19 protein-coding genes and 1 riboswitch are annotated in these 22,042 nt (G+C 62.9%); of the genes, 8 read left to right on the forward strand and 11 right to left on the reverse strand.

Translation table 11 applies throughout. The features are described 5' to 3' along the window. Position 1: 1 nt before the first annotated feature. From IPK59_09340 to IPK59_09360, 5 genes are all read right to left on the reverse strand, one after another. On the reverse strand, positions 2-991 hold the full coding sequence (locus IPK59_09340) for an ATP-binding cassette domain-containing protein (GenBank protein ID MBK8158942.1): 990 nt from the start codon (positions 989-991) through the stop codon (positions 2-4). Next, a complete protein-coding gene (locus IPK59_09345; GenBank protein ID MBK8158943.1) occupies positions 988-2,004 on the reverse strand; it encodes an ATP-binding cassette domain-containing protein in 1,017 nt (338 codons plus the stop codon). Before IPK59_09345 ends, IPK59_09340 begins: the two co-directional genes overlap by 4 nt. Then, on the reverse strand, positions 1,979-2,917 hold the full coding sequence (locus IPK59_09350) for an ABC transporter permease subunit (protein ID MBK8158944.1): 939 nt from the start codon (positions 2,915-2,917) through the stop codon (positions 1,979-1,981). Before IPK59_09350 ends, IPK59_09345 begins: the two co-directional genes overlap by 26 nt. After that, entirely contained in the window at positions 2,910-3,830 is a 921-nt protein-coding gene (locus tag IPK59_09355; GenBank protein MBK8158945.1) for an ABC transporter permease subunit, read from the reverse strand. The genes IPK59_09350 and IPK59_09355 overlap by 8 nt, the downstream gene beginning before the upstream one ends. Before the next feature lie 73 nt (positions 3,831-3,903). Beyond that, on the reverse strand, positions 3,904-5,622 hold the full coding sequence (locus tag IPK59_09360) for a peptide ABC transporter substrate-binding protein (GenBank protein MBK8158946.1): 1,719 nt from the start codon (positions 5,620-5,622) through the stop codon (positions 3,904-3,906). A 242-nt stretch (positions 5,623-5,864) separates the two neighbouring features. Here IPK59_09360 and IPK59_09365 point away from each other — a divergent pair, with 242 nt between their 5' ends. Further along, complete coding sequence (locus IPK59_09365; protein ID MBK8158947.1) at positions 5,865-7,172, forward strand: aminotransferase class III-fold pyridoxal phosphate-dependent enzyme; 1,308 nt, start codon at positions 5,865-5,867, stop codon at positions 7,170-7,172. Positions 7,173-7,302: 130 nt separating this feature from the next. Here IPK59_09365 and thiQ read toward each other — a convergent pair whose 3' ends face one another. The 4 genes from thiQ to IPK59_09385 all read right to left on the reverse strand — a co-directional run bounded on the left by thiQ (position 7,303) and on the right by IPK59_09385 (position 11,729). Continuing rightward, positions 7,303-7,953: a thiamine ABC transporter ATP-binding protein gene (thiQ, locus tag IPK59_09370; GenBank protein MBK8158948.1), complete on the reverse strand. Its 651-nt coding sequence runs from the start codon at positions 7,951-7,953 to the stop codon at positions 7,303-7,305. A 37-nt stretch (positions 7,954-7,990) separates the two neighbouring features. After that, positions 7,991-9,322, reverse strand: a complete 1,332-nt coding sequence (locus IPK59_09375; GenBank protein MBK8158949.1) for an ABC transporter permease subunit — start codon at positions 9,320-9,322, stop codon at positions 7,991-7,993. A gap of 303 nt (positions 9,323-9,625) precedes the next feature. Continuing rightward, positions 9,626-10,642 carry a thiamine ABC transporter substrate binding subunit gene (locus tag IPK59_09380; protein ID MBK8158950.1) on the reverse strand — a complete coding sequence of 339 codons (1,017 nt, stop codon included), beginning with the start codon at positions 10,640-10,642 and terminating at the stop codon, positions 9,626-9,628. 65 nt (positions 10,643-10,707) lie between these two features. Then, positions 10,708-10,819, reverse strand: a riboswitch (TPP riboswitch). Between the two features lie 28 nt (positions 10,820-10,847). Beyond that, on the reverse strand, positions 10,848-11,729 hold the full coding sequence (locus IPK59_09385) for a phosphotransferase family protein (GenBank protein ID MBK8158951.1): 882 nt from the start codon (positions 11,727-11,729) through the stop codon (positions 10,848-10,850). A 138-nt stretch (positions 11,730-11,867) separates the two neighbouring features. Between IPK59_09385 and IPK59_09390 the strand changes: the two genes are divergently transcribed. From IPK59_09390 to IPK59_09415, 6 genes are all read left to right on the forward strand, one after another. Further along, positions 11,868-12,797, forward strand: a complete 930-nt coding sequence (locus IPK59_09390; GenBank protein ID MBK8158952.1) for a GGDEF domain-containing protein — start codon at positions 11,868-11,870, stop codon at positions 12,795-12,797. Between the two features lie 70 nt (positions 12,798-12,867). After that, positions 12,868-13,392 (forward strand): hypothetical protein, encoded by a 525-nt coding sequence (locus IPK59_09395; protein ID MBK8158953.1) that lies wholly within the window; start codon positions 12,868-12,870, stop codon positions 13,390-13,392. A gap of 277 nt (positions 13,393-13,669) precedes the next feature. Beyond that, entirely contained in the window at positions 13,670-14,611 is a 942-nt protein-coding gene (gene pip, locus IPK59_09400) for a prolyl aminopeptidase (GenBank protein ID MBK8158954.1), read from the forward strand. Between the two features lie 59 nt (positions 14,612-14,670). Further along, entirely contained in the window at positions 14,671-15,486 is an 816-nt protein-coding gene (locus IPK59_09405) for a sugar ABC transporter permease (GenBank protein MBK8158955.1), read from the forward strand. After that, entirely contained in the window at positions 15,483-16,286 is an 804-nt protein-coding gene (locus IPK59_09410) for a carbohydrate ABC transporter permease (protein MBK8158956.1), read from the forward strand. Before IPK59_09405 ends, IPK59_09410 begins: the two co-directional genes overlap by 4 nt. 120 nt (positions 16,287-16,406) lie before the next feature. Continuing rightward, entirely contained in the window at positions 16,407-16,724 is a 318-nt protein-coding gene (locus tag IPK59_09415; GenBank protein ID MBK8158957.1) for a hypothetical protein, read from the forward strand. Positions 16,725-16,959: 235 nt separating this feature from the next. On the opposite strand, the gene IPK59_09420 is transcribed toward IPK59_09415, so the two are convergent. Together IPK59_09420 and secA are read right to left on the reverse strand one after the other, a co-directional pair. Continuing rightward, positions 16,960-18,078 carry an acyltransferase family protein gene (locus IPK59_09420; GenBank protein ID MBK8158958.1) on the reverse strand — a complete coding sequence of 373 codons (1,119 nt, stop codon included), beginning with the start codon at positions 18,076-18,078 and terminating at the stop codon, positions 16,960-16,962. An 80-nt stretch (positions 18,079-18,158) separates the two neighbouring features. After that, complete coding sequence (gene secA, locus IPK59_09425) at positions 18,159-20,795, reverse strand: preprotein translocase subunit SecA (GenBank protein ID MBK8158959.1); 2,637 nt, start codon at positions 20,793-20,795, stop codon at positions 18,159-18,161. 250 nt (positions 20,796-21,045) lie between these two features. Between secA and IPK59_09430 the strand changes: the two genes are divergently transcribed. Next, positions 21,046-21,993 (forward strand): peptidylprolyl isomerase, encoded by a 948-nt coding sequence (locus IPK59_09430; protein MBK8158960.1) that lies wholly within the window; start codon positions 21,046-21,048, stop codon positions 21,991-21,993. Positions 21,994-22,042: the final 49 nt, after the last annotated feature.

The raw sequence follows: 22,042 nt of genomic DNA on the forward strand, positions 1-22,042 counted from the left end.
GTCAATCTTGCAATTTGATGTGATGGCAGGCGGCGAGATGGTTCTTACCATAGCTCACCAGCGGTGGCTCGACCTGCCCGCAGATCTCGGTCGCCCTCGGGCAGCGCGACTTAAAGCGGCAGCCGGGCGGCGGGTTGATCGGCGACGGCAGATCGCCTTCCAGCAGCAGGCGCTCCCTGCCCCGCTCCGTGCGCGGGTCGGCGATCGGCACGGCGGAAATGAGCGCCTCGGTATAGGGATGAAGAGGTCTTGCGTAAAGATCGTCCCGGTCGGCGATTTCCATCACCTTGCCGAGATAGAGCACCATCACGCGGTGGCTGATATGGCGCACGACCGCGAGATTGTGCGAGATGAACAGGAGCGATAGACCGAGATCGCGCTGGATCTGCATCAGCAGATTGATGATCTGCGCCTGGATCGAGACGTCGAGGGCCGAGACCGGCTCGTCGCAGACGATGAGCTTGGGCTTCAAAATGATGGCGCGGGCGATGCCGATGCGCTGGCACTGGCCGCCGGAAAATTCATGCGGGAAACGATTGGCCATGGCGGGAGCGAGGCCCACCTGCAGCATGGTTTCCAGCACACGTTCGCGTACCTGCTTGCGGCTCAGCTCCGGATGGAAGATGCCCAGGGGCTTGCCGATGATGGTCTCGACCGACATGCGCGGGTCGAGCGAGGCCAGCGGATCCTGGAAGATGATCTGCATGTGGCGCCGCGCCTCGCGCAAGGGTCCGGCGCCAAGCCCCAGCAGATCCTGCCCCATCCACAGCACATGGCCGTCCGTGGGCTCGATGAGGCGCAGGATGGCGCGGCCGAGCGTGGTCTTGCCGCAACCGGATTCACCGACGATGCCCAGCGTCTCGCCGGCCCTGAGGTCGAGGGAGACACCGTCGACCGCGCGCACCGGCGCACCTTGCCCGCCGAAGAGATGCGCCGCGCGCATCGGAAAATGGACCTTGAGGTCGTCAACCTTGAGCAGGGTCTCGCTCATGACCGCACCGCGCGCATATGGCAGGCGAGGCGGTGGCCGCTGGGTCCGGTCACGAGGGGCGGCATCTCCACCGCACAGATGTCAGCCTTCAAGGCGCAGCGCGGCGCAAACGGGCAGCCGGGCAAATCCCCCATCGCCGCGCGCGGCTGGCCGGGGATGGTGACCAACTCGCCATGGGTCGCCGCATCCAGCCTAGGTGTCGCCGCGAGCAGCCCTCCGGTATAGGGATGGCGCGCGTCATGGAATATGTCATCGACCGCCCCCTCTTCCATGATGCGGCCGCCATAGAGCACGATCACCCGATCGCAGAGGCGCGCGATGACGCCGAGATCATGCGTCACGATGGCGACCGAGGTGCCGAGATCGCGCCCAAGCTCGGCGATGAGTTCCAGTATCTGTGCCTGCACCGTGACGTCGAGCGCCGTGGTGGGTTCGTCAGCCAGCAGCAAAGCCGGCCGGCACAGCAGCGCCATGGCGATCATCACCCGCTGGCGCATGCCGCCGGAGAATTCATGGGGATAGAGGCCGATGCGGCGCCGCGCATCCGGAATGCGCACGCGGTCCAGCATCGCAATGGCAGTGTTCAACGCCTGCGCTTCCGACATCCCCTGATGAGTGGTCAGCACCTCGGTCAATTGCTGGCTCACCCGCATATAGGGGTTGAGCGAGGTCATCGGGTCCTGGAAGATCATCGACAGGGCGGAACCGCGGATGTCGTCCAACTCATCCGCCGGCCGGTTGAGAAGCTCCGTGCCGCGGAAGCGTACGCTGCCAGTCGAGCGGCCGTTGCCGGCGAGCAGGCCCATGATCGAGAGCAGGATCTGGCTCTTACCAGAACCGGATTCGCCGACGATGCCGACAATCTCGCCCGGCTTGATGCTGAATGCCACCTTATCGACCGCCGTCACCCAGCCTTGCGGCAGCTTAAAGCGCACGGTGAGACCGTCCACCGCAAGCAGCGGCGTGGCCTTCCCGGCGTTCATCGCCTCAACGCTCATTGGGATCGAAGGCATCGCGCAATCCGTCGGTGATGTAATTGAGGCAGAACAAGGTGAGCGCCAGGAACCCACCCGGCAGCAGCAATAAGCGGGCGTCGGTTTCCAGCTCCCGGGCACCGTCGGAAATCAATGTGCCCCAGCTTGCCGCCGGCGCCTGGACGCCAATACCGAGGAAGGAGAGGAAGCTTTCTGTGAGGATCGCCTCCAGCACCAGCAGGCTGGAATAGACGATCACCACGTTGACGGAATTCGGCGCCACATGCTGCAAGATGATTTGCCAGCTGGTCATGCCACCGGCCCGCGCCGCCTCGACGAATTCGCGGTTCCTGAGGCTCACCGCCTGGCCCCGCGCTATGACGGCCGGCGTCAGCCACAGGGTGATGACAACGGCGATGAAAAGAGAGAGGTTCTTTGCGGTAAGCCACCCGCCTAGCCAGGCGTCGAGCCACCCACCCAGCCAATCGCTCAGGCTGACATTGATCATGATCACCAGGAACATGAACGGGACGCTGAGGAGAATATCGACGAAACGCATCATGAGATCGTCGATCCGGCCGCCGAGATAGCCGGCGGTGGCACCGTAGACCACGCTGATGAGGACCGAAATGAGGGCGCCGAAGAAGCCCAGTGCCAGCGACACCTGGCCGCCCTCCAGCACGCGCAGCAGCAGATCGCGGCCGAGATCGTCGGTGCCAAAGGGATGGAGCGAGAACAGATTGACCGGCGCCGAGAGATTCTCGAAATCGGCATCCTCGGCCGTGAAGGGCATGAGATGCGGCACGACGAAACAGGCAAATATGACCAAGGCGAGGATAAAGAAACTCACCACTGCGAGGCGATTCTGGCTGAAGCGATGCAGCGAGGCGCGGAAGGGCGAGAGGCCCTGGACCGGGGTTGGCGCCGTGGCGATGTCCGCTACGTCACTCATAGCTCACCTTGGGGTCGAGCCAGCTGCGCACCAGATCGGTCAGCAGATTGGCGCCGATCACGATGGCGCCGTAGAATATGGTGACGCCCATGACCAGCGGATAGTCGCGGCCCGTGGCGCCTTCGACGAAATAGCGGCCGATGCCGGGGATCTGGAAGATCTGCTCGATGACGATCGAGCCGGTGATGGTGATGGCGGTCGCCGGGCCGAGATAGGCCACCACCGGCATGATGGCACCGCGCAGCGCGTGGCGGATGATGGTGCGGCGGGCGCCGATGCCCTTGGCGCGTGCCGTGCGCACATAATTGCTGCGCATCGTCTCGATCATGCTGGCCCGCATCAGGCGCGAGACATAGGCGATGCCCGGCAGCGACAGCGTGATGATGGGCAGGATCTTGAACGGCCAGCTCCCGTCCCAGCCGGCGATCGGCAGCCAGCGCAATTCCAGGCCCAGGGTCAATTGCAGGACCGGGCCGATGACGAAGATCGGAATGGCAAGCCCGACCATGGCAAGGGCGCCGGCCGCGTAATCGATTGACGTGTTGCGGCGGAGTGCCCCGGCGATGCCGAGAGCAAGGCCGATGAGAGTCGAGACGATCATCGCCCAGATACCGACTTCGAGCGATGTAGGCAGGCCGATCGCAATCAGTTCGGAGACATTGTAGTCGCGGTATTTCATCGAGGGGCCGAAATCGAAATGCAGCACACCCCAGACCCAGCGGCCGAACTGCATCCAGAGCGGTTCATCGAGATGGAAGGCACGCTCGACATTGGCGCGGATTTCGTCGGGCACGCGGCGATTGCCGGAGAAAGGTCCGCCCGGCGCCACGCGCATCATGAAGAAGCTGATCACCGCAAGGGCGATCAGCGTCGGCAATGCCCCGAGGATGCGGCGGATGGCATAAGCGAACATCAGTCTGGCTTCTGGCTGGCTGAGCGGTGCTGAGACAAAGGGGCGGCGCCGCGAAGCACCGCCCCTTCAAGCCTTACGGTGCCACGGACATGAAGCGTGTCGGGTGCACGTCCGCCGGATTGTCGACCCAGCCCTGCAGCTTCTTGGCAATGAGATGCCGGTTGGGGCTGGAAGCGATGGGTGCCGTCAGATAATAGTCGAGCAGCGCCTTCTCCGCCTCGGCCAGCACCTTCCAGCGTTCGGCCTGGTCGGTGATTGGCATGGCCTTGTCGAAGGCCGCCTCGAATTCCGGGCTCTTCCAGCCATAGCCGACATCGGCGCGCGGATCCATGTAGGCCAGATAGGTTTCCGGCCCCGGGAAGTCGCCGATGAGATTGTCGTTGAAGACATCCCAACCGCCGCTGTTGAAGGCGGCAAGCCAGCCGTCGCGATCCTGGGCATTGACCTTGGCATCGACGCCCAGCACCTGCTTCCACATCACGGCAATGGTTTCCGCCTGCTTCTTGTAGGCGTCATTATTGCTGGATTCGATGGTGAGCGAGACCGGCTTGTCGGGACCGAATCCGGCTTCGGCATAAAGCGCCTTGGCCTTGGCGATGCGGTCTTCCTTGCTCATCGTCGCCTCGGCAACCTGCGGCGCCGGATAGCCGGGGATCGGCACGACATAGCCGTAATTGACGACATAGCCGCCCTTCACCACCTTGTTGACCAGCGTGTCGCGGTCGATCGCCATGCTGAGCGCCTGGCGCAGCTTGATATTGTCGAAGGGCGGTTTCGAGATGTTGAAGCTCATGTAATTGGTCTCGGTCGAGGCCGAGATATGCACCTGATCGCCGAATTCTTCCTTCAACGGGTCGATCTGGGCGGTGGGGATGTCGGCCGTGGTATCAAGCTCGCCGGCACGCCACAGTTTCACGGCCGTGCTGTCATCCTCGGTCACCCGGTAGACGACCTTGTCGATCTTCACATTGGCGGCGTCCCAGTAGGCCGGATTCTTGCCCAGGGTGACCTGACTCTGCGGGACGTTCTCCGTGAGCGTATAGGCGCCGTTGCTGACGATGTTGCCCGGCTTGATGAAATCCTTGCCGAACTTCTCGAGGCTCGGCTTATGCAGCGGCGGCGCATAGAACGAGCCCAGCACGAAGAGCGTGTGCGGCGCGGGGGCATCGAGCTTCAGGACCACTGTGCGTTCATCGGGCGCCGAGATGCCGACGCTGGCCGGGTCCTTGCTCTTGCCATCGACCAGACCCTGGGCACCGGCCACGCGAATGGTCGAGGTGAAGATATAGGCCTTGTCCGAGGCGGTCTCCGGCGAGATGGTGCGGATGATGCCGTCGACGAAATCCTGGGCCGTCAGCTTGTCGCCGTTCGACCACGTCAATCCGTCGCGCAGATGGAAGGTATAGGTGAGCCCGTCATCGCTGATGTCCCATTTTTCGGCAGCACCCGGAATGACCGCGCCGCCCGCGTCATTGGCGACGAGACCCTCATAGAGATCGTCGAGTACCCAGCCTTCCCAGGCCAGGAAATTGATATGCGGGTCAAGCGTGCCGATAGTTGCGCCGATGCCACGATTGAGCACGGTACCCTCTGAGACCTTCGATGTGGTAGCCGGAACGGCAGAGGCTGTCTGGGTCTCATTGGTGGTCGACGGCGCGGTTTCAGCCACGTTGCTTGCGGTTGGAGCAGCCTGCTCCGCCGCCGCTTGCTCGTTCTTCTTCTCTTCGCCGCAAGCGCCAAGCAATAGAAGGACGGTGGTACTCGCAACGAAGGCGAACTTCCGTAACAACATGACCTGCATCTCCCACTTGTTTCATTTCCCTGCCGTCAATCACCGGCCGGTTGTTCCGGCCTGGTCGGTCGCGAGGATAGCCCCGCTCGCCCCTTGCGCACAAATGCGATAGAACGAGTCGCGCAGCATTCATGTTGCGACGCGACATCCTTTCATCCATAGCTGTATACAGCTATGGATTTCACTCTAATCGACGCACTGGGGGTGCTGTCAAGCAGCGCCGCCGCAAACCGAGGCCGATCATGAACGTTTCCCTGGATGCCGCCCTTTCCGAAGCGACAAGCCGCTTCGTTGCCGCCAACCCGTTGAGCCTTGCCCGTCACGAATCGGCGCGAGGCCCCATGCCGGGCGGCAACACCCGGACCGTCTTGCATTATTCGCCCTTTCCGCTGGCCTGGGCGAAGGGTGAAGGGGCGATGCTGACCGATCTCGACGGCAATACCTATACCGATTTCCTGGGCGAATATTCGGCCGGCCTCTATGGCCATTCCAATCCGAAGATCCAGGCCGCCATGCACAAGGCGATCGATGACGGCACCGTGCTGGGCGGGCCCAATGTCTATGAGGCGGAACTCGCCGGGCTGCTGAAGAACCGCTTTCCCTCGCTGCAGCAATTGCGCTTCTGCAATTCCGGGACCGAGGCCAACGTCTTTGCGCTGATGACGGCACTTGCCGTCACCGGCCGCAAGAAAATCATGGTGTTCGACGGCGGCTATCATGGCGGCGTCCTTTACTTCGGCCATGGCGGCATCCCCATCAACCTGCCGCTCGACTGGGTGCTGGCGCCCTATAACGATGTCGAGGGCACCCTCGACCTCATCCGCCAACATGGTCAGGACCTGGCCGCCATCCTGGTCGAGCCGATGCTGGGGAGCGGCGGCTGCCTGCCGGGCCGGCGCGATTTCCTGGGCGCCCTGCGCCAGGCGGCGAGCGAACTTGGCATCATCCTCATCTTCGACGAAGTGATGACCTCGCGCCTCTCCTCGGGCGGCCTGCAGGCGGCACTTGGCGTGACACCTGACATGACGACGCTCGGCAAGTATCTCGGCGGCGGCGCCTCGTTCGGCGCCTTTGGCGGTCGTGCCGACATCATGGCGCATTATGATCCGGAGAAACCCGGCTATTGGCCCCATGCCGGCACCTTCAACAACAATGTGCTGAGCATGGCGGCCGGCCTCACCGGATTGCGGGACATTTACACGCCGGCGGCCGCCATGGACCTCAATGCCAAGGGCGACCGGCTGCGCGACGGGCTCAACGCGCTGGCGCAGAAACATGAGGTGGGCATGGGCGCCACCGGTTGCGGCTCGTTCATCGGCCTGCATTTTACCAAGGATATCGTCGACCGGCCGATGCACCATGCGGATGAGGAGGAAGCGCGCCGCGGCAAGCTTCACAAGCTGATGCATCTCGACTTCATCGCGGCGGGGCTGTTCTTCGCCCGGCGCGGCTACATGGCGCTGAGCCTCGCCCTCACCGATGGCGATATCGATCGTTTCCTGGGACAGACCGAGGAGTTCATCCTCTCGCGCCGCGCTCTCATTGGCTGAGCGCGAAAAGTCCCCTCACCCCAACCCCTCTCCCCAGAGGGGCGAAGGGCTTTGGAGCAGGCTCGCTCGAAACTCCCTCGCCCCGCTTGCGGGGAGAGGGTCGGGGTGAGGGGTGACCGACGAATTGGGCTTAGGTACCCAGATAGTCGCGGATGGCAGCGTGCGTTGAAGCCAGCACCGCCGCCGTCTCACCACTTAGCACGACCTTGCCATCGGCGATGAAGCTGGTGTGGTCGGCGGCAAAAGCGGCATCGGCCGGGTCATGGGTCACCATCAGCACGGTGAGGCCGTTCCGCTCCTTCAACCCCAGCACCAGTTGCAGCATTTCGCGCCGCAGTGCCGGACCCAATGCTGCGAAAGCTTCATCGAGCATCAGCACCGGGCGCTTGCGCAAGATGCAGCGCGCGATCGCCACACGCTGGCGCTCGCCCCCGGACAATTGGCCGGGCAGCCGGTCCTCGAAGCCGGTAAGGCCCACCTGTTCCAGCCCCCAGGCGACGGCGATGCGGTCCTCGGCGCTGAGGCGCAGACCCGGATGGAGGCCCAAGCCCACATTCTGCGCCACGCTGAGATGGGCGAAGAGGTTGTGATCCTGGAAGAGGGTCGTGACCGGCCGCGCATCGGGCGCCAGATCCCTGATGTCTTCGCCGTCAATGACGATACTGCCGGCCTGTGCTGTTTCAAAGCCACCAATGAGGGCCAAGAGCGTGCTCTTGCCGGCGCCGCTGGGTCCGATGATGGCCATGACCTCGCCTTGTTCGACGGCGAGGTCGAAACGCATCACCAGATCCTCATAGGTGAATTGCAGGCCGGCAATCTCAATGTAGCTCACGACCACCCACCACGCGTTCGATTGTCCAATAGAAAACCAGCGCCAGCGCCAGCAGGATGAGTGCCGTGCTAGCTGCCCCGTCGAGCCGATAGGCGCCGAGCTGGCTATAGAGCAGCAAGGTCAGATTGACCATGTCCTGATTGCCGAAGAGGGCGATGGCGCCGAGATCGCCCATGGCGATGACGCTGGAGAGGGCGAGCGCGGTCGCGATCGGCCGGCGCAAGGTCGGCCAGTCGGTATGGCAGAAACGGTTCCAGCCGGTGAGGCCAAGCGCTGCGCAGAGACGGTCGTGGCGCTCCGCAGCCACTTCAAGCGCCGGCTCCAGCACACCCAGCACGAAGGGCAAGGCCATCACCGCGCTGAGCAGGATGACGCCTGCCGCCGCCAGGCGGTAGAGGTCGATATGGCCGCTGGCTGCGAGGAAGATGCCGGTGCCGATCACCATCGGCGAGACGAAGAGGCCGAGGCGGCCGGCAAGGCCCAGCAGCATGGCGCCCCGCTTGCGCCCCAATGAGACGGCACGTTGCCGCGCCTGGGCGATGAGATAGCCGATGAGGGTCGCCGTCATGCCGCCGGCGAGTCCAAGGCCGAGGCTGATCAGGCCAGCGTGCAGCAGGCTTTCGACCGAAGCAGCAGCGGTGATGCCGATGAGGCCTTTCTGCACCAGCGCCAGGATCGGCAGCACCAGGAAGATGGCACCAAGGACGATCACGCCGAAATCGGCAAGGCGCGCGCCACGCGTGCGGCCGTCATAGCGATAGGCGACGAGGCGCGCGCTGGTGCCCAGCACCATCTGGCGCCCGGTGCGCCACACCGCCCAGGCGCCGCCCGCACAAAACAGGATTTGCAGGATCGCCAGCATGGCACCAAGGCGGAGATCAAAATCGAACCGCAGTGCCTGGTAGATGGCGACTTCCAGCGTCGTGGCTCCTGGCCCGCCGCCCAAGGTCAGCGCCACGGCGAATGTCGTGAAACACAGCATGAAGATGATGATACCGATCCCCGGCAATTGCTGGCGCAGCAGTGGAATCTCGATGATGCGGAAAATGTCGCGGCTGCCCATGCCAAGCTGGGCCGCGAGACGCCAGCTTTCCGCCGGCACCGAGGCGAAGGCCGGCAGCAGCAGTCGAATGGCCAGCGGCAGGTTGAAGAACACATGGGCGATGAGGATGCCGCCCAAGCCGTAGAGGCGCGGCTTCCAGTCGAGACCGACCGCCTGCGCCGCCAGCGCCAGATAGCCGCTGCCGCCATAGACCGCGACCACGCCGAAAATGCCGACGATGGTCGGCATCACCATGGGCAGTGCACAGAGTCGCACCAGCAGCATTCGGCCGGGAAACTGTGCCTGCCGCGCCAGCGCGCGTCATCGGGATGGCGGCCAGCAGCGAGAGTGCCGTCGACAGCAGGGCCTGCCACAGAGTGAAACCCAGCACGCGGCCGATATAGGCATAAGGCGGCACCACGGCCGCATCATCGCCCGCAGCCAGCAGCAGCGCAAAGATCGCAATCGCCGACGTCCCCAGGGTCGCGGCCAACCCGTAACCGATGAGCACGGTTGCGGAAAGGCGCGCAGCCCTGGGGGCGGCTATCTGTGCAGATGTACGCATCGGCGATGGCCCGCCTACTGGCTGACGCTCTCGATCCATTCCTTGATCCAGGCATCACGGTTGGCGGCGGCGTCTTCCGACGACAGCAGCAGCGACTTGGTGGGCTTGGGCAAAGCGGTGAATTGCGCCGGCAGATCGTCACCGATATCACGCACCGGATACATGTAGTTGGTAGTCGGAATGACTTTCTGCGCTTCCGTAGAGATCAGGAATTGCAGGAAGGATTTCGCCAGATCGGGCTGCGCCGAGCCCTCGATCCGGGCCGCCACCTCGATCTGCATGTAATTCCCTTCCGGGAACACCAGCGCCTTGTAGCGCTCGCTGTTCTCGACGATCTGGTGATAGGCGGGGGAAGTGGTGTAGGAGAGCACCATCGGTGCTTCGCCCTGGGTGAAGAGACCGTAAGCCTCGCTCCAGCCCTTGGTGACGGTGAGGATCTTGGGCTTCAACCCCGCCCAGGCATCCTTGGCCTTGTCGCCATAAACCGCGCGCAGCCACATGACGAGGCCAAGGCCCGGCGTGCTGGTGCGCGGATCCTGGATGAGGATCTTGGGCGCATCCTTGCCGTCGATCAGCTCCGCCAGGCTCTGCGGCGGATTGGGGAGCTTCTCGCTGTCATAGACGAAGGCGAAATAGCCCCAATCATAGGGCACGAAATCGGCATCATTCCACGCGACCGGCAAGGCCAGCGCGGAGAGATCAGCACCGTGTGGCGCAATCAATCCAGTCGCCTTGGTCTCGGTCGTGAGGTTGGTGTCGAGGCCCAGCACCACATCCGCCTTGGTGTTCTTGCCCTCAAGCTTGAGGCGCGACAGCAGCGCAGCACCATCTTCCAGCGCCACCCAGTTGAGATCGCAGGCGCAATTTGCCTCGAACGCCTTTTCCAGCATGGGGCCAGGACCCCATTCGCTGGTGAAGGAATTGTAGGTGTAGACGGTGAGGACCGGCTTGCCCTCCGCGAAGGCAGTCGTGGCTGCCATGGCGCAGGCGGATGCCAGGATGGTAGATGTCAGGAAGTTCTTCAGGCGCATGATATCAACTCCTCCGCGTAAGGGCGCTGGCGGAAGGCTGATATCGGGATTGGGACCGCTGGATCTTCAATCGCTGACTCATATCCCTCCGCCGGCATGACCCGGATCAGGTTCCGCGGGTTGAAGCGCTCTTTCGCTTCTCTCAGCCCCTGAACTGGGGCACCCCGTTGAGTGGCCGCCACTTTCGTCAGGACAGGCCAGATTGTCAAGCTTGCTGCAGCCAGATCACATGATGGGGATCGGCGAGACGTTGTTCGAGACGCAAGATGCGCTGATCGCGCAGGGCAACAAGTTCGGGTGAATCATTGCCGGCCACGATCTCCGCCTCGCACCAGCTTGCGGCGACCAGGTTGAGGCTGGTCTTGTAGAGCTCGAAGCGCGGCATCTGGGCAGCGCCGATCACAGCGGAGATGAGATCCTCATGCGCGGCCTTTTCCGCATCCATCGTGATGGCGGCAAGGTCCCAGAGCGGCTCCTCCATCGCCGCGAATTCCCAATCGATCAATTGCAGGCGGCCATCGGCGCAGCGCAGGAAATTGGCTGGGTTGGGATCGATATGGCAGGGCGACAGCGGCAGCGGATGACGGGCGAGCGACGACCTCACCGGGTCCAGGCGCTGCCGCAGATCGAGCATGCGCGGCGTCGGCGCCAGATCGAGATAAAGATCGATCGCCTGGAAGAGGCCCTGCTGGAATGGAAAGCGGATGGCCGCGCGATGCAGGCGGGTGAGCAGGCCGATCGCTTCGGCGAGGATCTCCCGCTGCGCGAAATCCGCGCTGCCGAGGGGCCGCGCGCCGGTTTCATAGGCAGTGATGTACCAGCCTTGCGCGGGCTCGGCCGCCAGCACGCGCGGCGCAAGGCCGAGATCGGCGACCGCGCGCGCATTGGCGGGTTCCGCGCTGCGGTCGAGATAGCGCGAGGCGCTGGCGCCCGGCCAACGCAGCACCAGGTCAAGGCCGGTGCTTTGCAGCCGATAGCTGCGATTGGTGATGCCACCCAGATGCGTCACCCGCCATTGACCGCGCGGCACGGCGGCCAGCAGCGGCACGGTGCGGAACAGGTTTTCGATCTCATCATGCAGAATCATACCGGCCGGATAGCCGAGAGCGGCCTGCCTGGCAAGTTGCGCTTCCGCCCTTGTCTTGTCTGGGCGCCCCCTTGTCTTGTTCCGGCACCTCTGTCACCGTCTGCGCAGCAACGACCTGCCGCAAGCGAGTACCAGCCCATGACCGATTCAGCGCAACCTCCGGAAACCGCCGGCTTTTCCGCCATCACCCTGGTGGCGTTGACGGGTGACACAGCGCTTGCCACGACGCTGCAGGCGCAAGTTGGGGAACGGCCGCAGGAACCGATCGAGCTGGTTATCACCAGCAATCCCGACGCGACCTCCAAGGCACTGTCCAGCGCCGGCGACCGGGGTGCTGCCCTCTATGATCTGCGCGGCGGCGGCAGCACTCATCACAATCTTCTCTCCGCCATTCCCATCATCTCCCGGGCCGGGCCAGTCATCGTCCTCGTCGACAATGAAGCGTCGCAGATCGCGCAAGCAGCGCTTGCCGCCGGTGCCATCGACGTCATTGCCGTGGGCGACCTTTCAGCCGTGCTGCTGCGCCGCGCCCTGCGCTATGCGCTGGCGCGGCGGGATTCCGAACGCAAACTCACGCGCCTCCGGCTGTTCGACCCGGTCACCAGCCTCCCCAGCCAGATCCTGTTCTGGGAAATCCTCTCGCTGGCCGTGCGGCGCGCCAAGCGCAACCGCGATTTCTTTGCCATCCTGCTCGTCGATATCGAGAACCTGCCGGATGGCCAGAGCGAAGATGGCCCCTATCAGGACCTCGCCCTGCGGGAACTCTCCGAACGCATCACGCCGATCCTGCGCGGCAGCGACACCATCGCCCGGTTCGAGCAGCAGCAACTGGCGATCCTTGCCGAATCGATGCCGCGGGTCGAGGACATCCAGATCGTCGCCGAGAAGATCATCGAGGAAGTGAGCCGCCCGCTCTCGCTCGCCGTGGGGCCGGTCGCCCTCAATGTCGCCATCGGCATTGCGCTTTATCCGACGAGTGCCACCGGCGCCGAGGGGCTGCTCTCCCGCGCCACCGACGCCATGCTGCTGGCCCGCGAGCGCGGCACCAATCAATTCGTCTTTGCCTGACCTTCCCGAACGACGGCACGGGCTTTGCATCGATCTCCCCGCGCAATGAACCAAGGGGAAGAATCTGCCCATGTTGTCCATGTTCTCGAAGAAGGCGGAAGCTGAAAAACCTATTGATTCCAGCCGCCTGGGGTCTTCCGCCCGGAAACCGACGGGATCCGGCAACGTGACGCCGCTGAAGCTGTCGCAGGCGCATCTTGCCGCCAATGTGGAAAATGCGCGGCCGGCCGTGCCCCTCGCCCCGCCGCCGCAACGCGCCAAGGTGTTCGAAAACGTGCCCAGCGTCGGGCAGTATCTCTATCACCTGACCAGCGATATCCGCGCCTTCACGAGGGCCGAGACCGAGCATGCCGTGCAGGCCTGCACCCCGGTCGAAGTGCAGCGCGTGGCGCGTCTGCTGGCCAAGCTCAAGGGGCGTTATCTGGCACAGATCGTCGATCTCGCCAGCAACAAGCGCGGCCCCATCGGCGAAATGGATATTGCCGAAATCCGTCGCTCGCGCGAAATGGCCGAAGAGCTTGAACTGGGCTTGAAGGCCCTGCGCAGCGCCATCGAAATAGGCGACCTGCCCCTGGCCGGCGTGAAAAACGACTAGGGCTGCTCCCGTTTCCATGGAATCGCGTACTTCCTCTCACCCCAACCCCTCTCCGCCGTCGGCGAAGGCCGACATTCGTCGGGTGTGGGGCGAGGGGCTTGTCGCAAAGGCTCGGTAGAAACTCCCTCGCCCCACGAAGTGGGGAGAGGGTCGGGGTGAGGGGTGCTTCTGGCAAACGCTGAACCGCTCCGGCTCCGGGGTCACTTGCTCAAGCAACTGGGATCGCCTAATCCTGACGGCTCTGTTTCATCCATTGAGTCCCCAGGACGGATCCAGCATGCGCACGCTCTACCCGGCGATCGAACCCTATCGCACCGGCCACCTCGACACGGGTGACGGCCACCAGGTCTATTGGGAAATGTCCGGCAATCCGGAAGGGAAGCCGGCCGTCTTCCTGCATGGCGGCCCTGGCGCCGGCTGCAGCCCGGCGCATCGGCGCCTGTTTAACCCTGAGAAATACCGCGTGCTGCTGTTTGACCAGCGCGGCTGCGGCCGCTCGAAACCCCATGCCAGCCTGGAGAACAACACCACCTGGGATCTGGTCAAGGATATCGAGAAGCTGCGCGGCATCATGGGTGTCGAGCAATGGCTGGTGTTCGGCGGCTCCTGGGGTTCAACGCTGGCGCTGGCCTATGCCGAGACTCACCCCGAGCATGTCAGCGAGCTCGTGGTGCGCGGCATCTTCACGCTGCAGAAGCGCGAGATCGCCTGGTATTACCAGGACGGCGCCTCGAACCTGTTCCCGGATCTGTGGGAAAAGTTCCTGGCCCCCATCCCGGTAGGCGAGCGCGGCGATCTGGTCGGCGCCTACGCGAAGCGTCTCACCGGGACGGATCCCAAGGCGCAGCTTGAGGCGGCGCGCGCCTGGAGCATCTGGGAAGGCAGCACCATCAAGTTGCTGCCCAGCAAGCAGAACAGCACCAGCTACGGCCAGGACCAGTTCGCCCTCGCCTTCGCGCGGATCGAAAACCATTATTTCGTCAATGGCGGCTGGATGGAGCAGGGCCAGCTTATTCGCGATGCCCACAAGCTGAAGAACATTCCCGGGATCATCATCCAGGGCCGCTACGACATCTGCACCCCGGCCGTCACCGCCTGGGAATTGCACAAGGCCTGGCCGGAAGCGGAGTTCGTCATCGTCGACGATGCGGGCCATGCCTTCGACGAACCGGGCATCATGAACCAGCTCATTGAGGCCACGGACCGGTTTGCAAGGTAGCGCGGGGTTCGCCCGTGAACCGCACCGCCTATACGCTGCTGGCACCGGCCCTCCTGGTCATGACGGCCTGCGGCCTGGTGCCCATGGGGTTCGTGTTCTTCTATGCGCTGCACGATACCTTCATGGGCAACAGCTTCGTCTGGGTCGGGCTCGACTGGTTCGTTGAAGTCCTGGCTTCGCCCGACTTTCACGGCGCCGCCGCGCGCAGCCTGGGCTTTGCAACGCTGTTGTTGCTGATCGAGGTGCCGCTGGGCCTGTTCATCGCCCTGCGCATGCCGACCCGTGGTTTCCTCTCCGCGCTCTACATCGTACTGCTGGCCATCCCGCTGCTGACGCCCAGCATCGTGGTCGGCTATCTGTGGAAGATCCTGGTGGCGCACAAGGCGGGTTTGCTCTTTGAAACGGCGGCAGCACTCGGTGTTCATTACGATATGAACAATCCAATCGTCGTCTGGTTGACCTTGGCCGCGATGGATGCCTGGCATTGGACCAGCCTCATCGTGCTGCTGTGCTTTGCGGGTTTACGCGCGATCCCGGAGGATTATTACCGGGCGGCGCGCATCGACGGGGCCAGCCGCTGGGCCGTGTTCCGCTATATCCAATTGCCAAAGCTGCGCATGGTGCTGCTGATCGGCATCCTGCTCCGCTTCATGGACGGCTTCATGATCTATAGCGAAGCCTATGTCGTGACGCGCGGCGGGCCGGGTGTCGCCACCACTTTCCTGTCCCATGAACTGGTGCAGACCGCCCTCATCCAGTTCGACCTCGGTCAGGGTGGGGCGCTGGCGGTGATCTATTTCGCCATCATCGCCACCTTCGCGCTCATCCTCTTCCGCCTCATCATGCCCAAGGTCGGCAGCGGGGCAGCCGCATGAGGGAACGCATCCCCATTGCCGCGACACTCTATGTGGCACTCCTGATGATGCCGCTCTATTGGCTGGTGCTGATGAGCGTCAAGACCAATAAGGAGATCCTGAGCGGCCTCTCGTTCTGGCCGAAGGAACCGACGCTCGCCAATTTCCAGCTCATCCTCAGCGATCCCAGCTGGTATCTCGGCTATCTCAATGCGCTCGCTTATGTCGCAATCAACGTCGCCATCTCCGTCTCGGTCGCCATTCCGGCGGCCTACGCCTTTTCGCGCCTGCGCTTTGCCGGCAGCAGGGCCCTGTTCTTCGGCTTCCTCATGTTCCGCATGATGGCGCCGGCCATCCTGCTGGTGCCCTTCGTGCAGATCTTTTCCGACCTCAACCTCATCGACACGCATATCGCTGTGGCGATCGCGCATTGCTTCTTCAACGTGCCGCTGGCGATCTGGATTCTCGAAGGCTTCATTTCCGCCATCCCGCGCGAAATGGATGCCCTTGCCAAGCTCGATGGCTACGGCCCGGTGCGTTTCAGCCTCCATATCCTGCTGCCGCAGATAGCACCCGGCATCGCCGTTACCGCCTTCTTCTGCTTCATGTTCTCCTGGGTCGAGTTCCTGATCTCGAACGGCCTCACCACCACCGACGCCAAACCGATCGGCGGCATCATCACGCGCGCGGGCGGCGTGCTCGCCGCCAATGTCTCGCTTCTCTCGGCCGCCAGCGTGCTGGGACTCATCCCCGGCATCGTGCTGATCATCTTCATGCGAAAGCACCTCGTGCGCGGGTTTTCGATGGGGCGGGTCATTTAGAGCTAGGACGAGACACAGGATTCCCAGTGCTGTCTTCGAAATACCCATCCTTTGCCTCAAAAATGGCACACCGCGCATCGAAGCTGCGAGCTGGGCAGATAGCCATCCGGGGATAAGATATTGACCAAGGGGCGAATAGTACTTTCCATCGCAGCACTTTTAATGCTGCTGATTTGCGCGGAGCTTGGGCGGGAGATCTGGAATTCTGTCGAACTGGACAGCAGGTCGGACGCATTCGAGCATCACGTCGACGCCAGCCTGACGCGTTCACCAGCGCTGGCTGGCGAGCTGTTCCCGCTTATTGACGATATGATCAACCGTCCTGCCGCATTTGTTTGCGTGGCCCCTCCTTATGCCGACGACGTCCGGGTAGGCCAACTCGCTTCAGTGGATCTCGGCGAGGACGAATCCTGGTTGGGCGGCCCGACAGAGCAATGATTGGGATTGGTGATCCTCGATCATGAGAGCAAGGTCATCCAAGTACTGCGCCTGAATTTCGCGCGTTTCAGACTTGTCGGCGGCAGGGAAGAAGTTCCCTGCTACGCCCGCGCCGATCGGCCCAAGATCCTGGGTGAAACGACCGATCACTGCGGCGACAAGCACAACGCCGTCTGTCTACGCAAAATAATCGTGGCTAGGCGATAGATCGCGGCAAGGTTGTGCCTTCGACGTCCTAGCTCAGTCTGGGCAGCAGCGGCCCGGCGACGGTCGGTCGACCAATGAGCTGTGGCAGATATCTCTCCAACAGATAGACCAAAGACAAAATGGCGGCAATCAAGAGAATGCTCAAGATCGTGGCGGCTGCCGTCAGGCTGGCGACACCCGGTTGGCCATCGGCACTGAGCCAGGCGGCGAACGGTCCGTTGACATGGTGATAGACCACACCGTTGAGACAAAAGATGACCATCACGTTCCGGCCCAGATAGCGCATCCAGTTCCATGACTGGACGAGGCGTCCCGCCGCCAGCAAGGCGATCGACCCCAGCAGCGCCGTTGCAGGAAACAGCAGCCAGTGGCCATGCGCCGCGGCGACAATCACGACGGCATCATAGCCGAGGCGGAATGGCCCCTGATTGAGATCATAGGTCAGCCATACAAGGGCAAAACCGAGCACCGCCACTGCCAGCGCCATTTGCCGGGCCCCCAGCCAGCGCGCGATTTCCATGCGCACCAGGATGATGCCGCCGAGATAGAAGGCATACATCGTGATCGCTTCGTTCCAGAGCCAGATGTTCCAATTGGGGAAGAAGGCATATGCGTCATTGAGTACGTAGCCGACGGCATAGAACAGCAACGCAGCCACGACGATGCGGGGCGTCGAGCCGCGCAGGAACCTGAACACGGCGTAATGCAGGATCTCGACGCTCACCAAGGCCATCAGGAACCAGGTCGGCACGTTGAAGAAGGATAGCCAGGTGAGAGTCGCGATCCAGGCGTTGAGATAGTCGCCCGGCGTGCTGAGCGGGAATGGTGGGAAATCAGGCTTGTGCAGCAGGCTCAGGCCGCAGAGCAGCAGATTGAAGAAAAGGAAGGGGACGAGGCGCGAGGTCACGCGCGACCAGAGGAAGGCACGTGGCCCGGTCCCCATCGACCAATCCTTGGCGATCATGCCGGCGATCAGGAAGAAGAACGGCATATGAAAGGAATAGATGAACTTGTACTGCAGGGCGGCGTCGGCGTTCCCCAATTGCATGACGCGTTCGACCACATGGCCGTAATAGACCAGGAAGATGCCCAGGAAGCGCGCCGCGTCGACGAAGTCGATGCGCGCCTTGCCGTCATTCTCCGCCATGCGACCCACCTCCGATAGATCCCCGTTCTGGGGATACTATCGGAGGGGCGGTCGGGCTGAAAGCCGGCTTTAACCAGAAATCAGGCGGTCAGGCGGCCGTGGCAATGCTTGTATTTCTTCCCCGAACCGCAGGGGCAATCGGCATTGCGGTTGAGGTTGCTCCAGGTCGCCGGATTGTTGGGATCGATGCCGTTCTCGATCACGGGCGGCGGCGCGGCAGGTGCCGCCTGCTGCGGGGCTTCGGCACGGATCTCGATATGGGAAAGCATCGAGGTTGCCTGTTCGCGCAGACGGTCGAGCATCGCCTCGAACATCTCGAAGCCTTCGCGCTTGTACTCATTCAACGGGTCGCGCTGGCCGTAGGCGCGCAGGCCAATGGCATGGCGCAGATGATCCATGTGGAGGAGATGCTCTTTCCAGTTCTGGTCGAGCACCTGCAGGATCAGCGACTTCTCGATGGCGCGCATCAGGTCCGGGCCGGTATTGGCAGCCTTTTCCGCCATGCGGCGGTCGACCGCCTCGACCAGGCGCTCGCGCATCGCTTCGTCGGCGATGCCCTCTTCCTTGGCCCAATCGGCGAACGGCAGATCGAGCGCGAAGATGCGCAAGGTCTCCTCGTGCAAGGCCTTCACGTCCCATTGCTCGGCGAAGGCCTTCTCGGGAACATAACGGTTGATGAGGTCGTTGATGACCTCATGGCGCATCGACATGACCTCTTCCTTGAGGTCCGTCGCCATCATCATTTCCTTGCGCTGTTCGTAGATCACCTTGCGCTGGTCGTTCATGACGTTGTCGAACTTCAGCAGGTTCTTGCGGATGTCGAAGTTGCGCGCTTCGACCTTCTGCTGCGCCTTTTCCAGCGCCTTGTTGATCCAGGGATGGACGATGGCCTCGCCTTCCTTGAGCCCCAGGCGCTTCAGCATCGAATCCATGCGCTCGGAGCCGAAGATGCGCATGAGATCGTCTTCAAGGCTGAGGAAGAAGCGCGAAGCACCCGGATCGCCCTGGCGGCCGGACCGGCCACGCAGCTGGTTGTCGATGCGGCGGCTTTCATGACGCTCGGTGGCGATGACGAACAGGCCGCCGGCATCCAGCGCGACCTTCTTCGCCGCTTCGACTTCCGCGGTGATCGCGGCAATCCGCGCATCGCGTTCAGGGCCGGCGGGCATATCCTTCATTTCGCGCTCGATGCGCATCTTGACGTTGCCACCCAGCTGGATGTCGGTGCCGCGACCCGCCATGTTGGTGGCGATGGTGACGGCGCCGGGCACGCCGGCATCGGCGATGATATAGGCTTCCTGCTCGTGATAGCGGGCGTTCAGCACCGCGTGCGGGATCTTCTTCTTCTTGAGATGCTCAGAGAGCAGTTCCGATTTCTCGATCGAGACCGTGCCCACCAGTACCGGCTGTTGCCGCGCGCGGCATTCCTCGACCAGTTCGCTGATCGCCTTGAACTTCTCGGCGGCGGTCCGGTAGACCTCGTCGTCGTTGTCCTTGCGGATGCAGGGCACGTTGGTCGGCATCTCGACGACGTCGAGGCCGTAGATGTCGGAGAATTCCGGCGCTTCCGTCATCGCCGTGCCGGTCATGCCGGCCAGCTTCGGATACATGCGGAAATAGTTCTGGAAGGTGATCGAGGCCAGGGTCTGGTTCTCGTTCTGGATCGTGACGTTCTCCTTGGCCTCCAGCGCCTGGTGCAGGCCCTCCGAGTAGCGGCGGCCTTCCATCATGCGGCCGGTGAATTCGTCGATGATGACGACCTTGTCGTCCTTCACGATGTAATCGACATCGCGGGTAAAGAGCTTGTGGGCGCGCAGCGCCTGGTTGACGTGATGTACCAGGCTGATATTGGCGGCGTCATAGAGCGTGCCGGCCTTCATCAGGGCGACACCGCGCAGCAGCTGCTCGATATGCTCGTTGCCTGCATCGGTCAGCGTCACATGGCGCGACTTCTCGTCCTTCTCGAAATCGGCATCGACCAGATGCGGGATCAATTTGTCGACCTTGTAATAGAGGTCGGAATTGTCCTCGGTCGGCCCTGAGATGATGAGCGGGGTGCGTGCTTCGTCGATGAGGATGCTGTCGACTTCGTCGACGATGGCGAAATTGAACGGCCGCTGAACCATGTCTTCGACGCGATGCTTCATGTTGTCGCGCAGATAGTCGAAGCCGAATTCGTTGTTGGTGCCGTAGGTGACGTCGCAGGCATAGGCGGCACGCCGCTCGACATCGTTCAGGCCATGGACGATCGACCCCACGGTCAACCCGAGGAACTGATAGACCTGACCCATCCAGCCGGCGTCGCGCTTGGCGAGATAGTCATTGACGGTGACGACATGGACGCCCTTGCCTTCGATAGCATTGAGGTAGACGGCGAGGGTCGCGACCAGGGTCTTGCCTTCGCCGGTCTTCATTTCCGAGATCCGGCCCTGATGCTGGACCAGGCCGCCCTTGATCTGGACGTCGAAATGGCGCTGGCCCAGGGTGCGCCTGGCCGCTTCGCGCACGGTAGCGAAGGCGTCGGGCAGGATGTCGTCGAGCGTTTCGCCCTTGTCCAGGCGGTCGCGCAGCCAGATGGTGCGGCCGCGGAGCTCGTCGTCGCTGAGTGCCTTGACTTCCGGCTCCAGGGCGTTCACCGCAGCGACCGTCTTGTCCAAGCCCTTAATAAAACGGTCATTCGCGGATCCGAAGACCCGCCTCGCCAACGCCGCGAACATGCTCAGAAACCTTTAAAATTCTGGATTGTGGTTGCGGAAGAGATAGGTCGCGGGCGGCGCCCTGTCAACTTGGGGTGAAGCCACGGAAATCCTTGACCTTTCCGCTTGTAAGGCCGGGCAGCGTTCGGCATAGTCCCCGGCGCTCGCGGGGTTTGCGGCCCTAAATCGATCCCAGGGACGACCTCGGGGTCGATCAAAGGGTCCGCCCGGGACACCCAATTTTCAGGCACCAAAGGATACCCCTAATCCCATGGCCACTCAGATTATCCGCCAGGCTTTGACCGCCGGCCTCATCCTCGCCTTCAGCGCCGACCTCGGCTGGGCCCAGGACAACAGCACCACGACCGAGCCGGCGGCACCCGCCGCGGCACCGGCGACGGCGCCTGCCAGTCCGGGCGCCCCGGATCCCAAGCTGGTGGTAGCCAAGCTGAACGGGACCGACATCACACGCCAGGACATCATCGATTCCGCCCAGGGCCTGGAGCCTGAGGTGCGCGCCAATATCGACCAGTTCTTCCCCCAGCTGCTCGACCGCTACATCTTCCTGAAGCTGGTAGCCGATCAGGGCCGGGCCGACGGACTGGACAAGGATCCCAATGTGACGGCGATGGTGGCCGAGTCGGTCCGCCAGATCGAAGACAATGCCATCCGACAGATCTACTTCAAGAAGCTGATCGACCAGAAGGTGACCGACGCGGCGGTCGATGCGCGCTATGACGAACTCAAGGCGCAGTTCGACGAAGAAGTGAAGAAGATCGCACCGGAGCGTGAACTCTCGGCCAGCCATATCCTGGTCAAGACCGAGGATGAGGCCAAGGCGATCATCGAGCAGTTGAAGGGCGGCGCCGATTTCGCCACTTTGGCCAAGGAAAAATCCACCGACGTCAACAGCGGTAAGCTGGGCGGCCAGCTCGGCTGGTTCACCATGAAGGACGAATGGGTGAAGGAGTTCCTGGACGCCGCCTTTGCCATGAAGGAAGGCGAGACGAGCCAGGTGCCGGTGAAGACTCAGTTTGGCTATCATATCATCAAGGTCACCGGCGATCGCACCAAGCCCCTGCCGACCTTCGACAGGAAAAAGGAAGACATCCGCCTCGACCTGGTGGATGAACTGCGCCGCGACGTGGCGAAGCAGCTGAAGGACGCGGCCAAGCTTGAGGTCATCGACCCCAATGGCGGCGTGAAGCCCGCCCAGTAAGCAACCACCAGAAACAACCACCTGACATCACCCGACGAAAGGCCGACAA

The sequence above is a fragment of the Rhodospirillaceae bacterium genome, from assembly GCA_016712715.1.
Classification (GTDB): domain Bacteria; phylum Pseudomonadota; class Alphaproteobacteria; order Dongiales; family Dongiaceae; genus Dongia.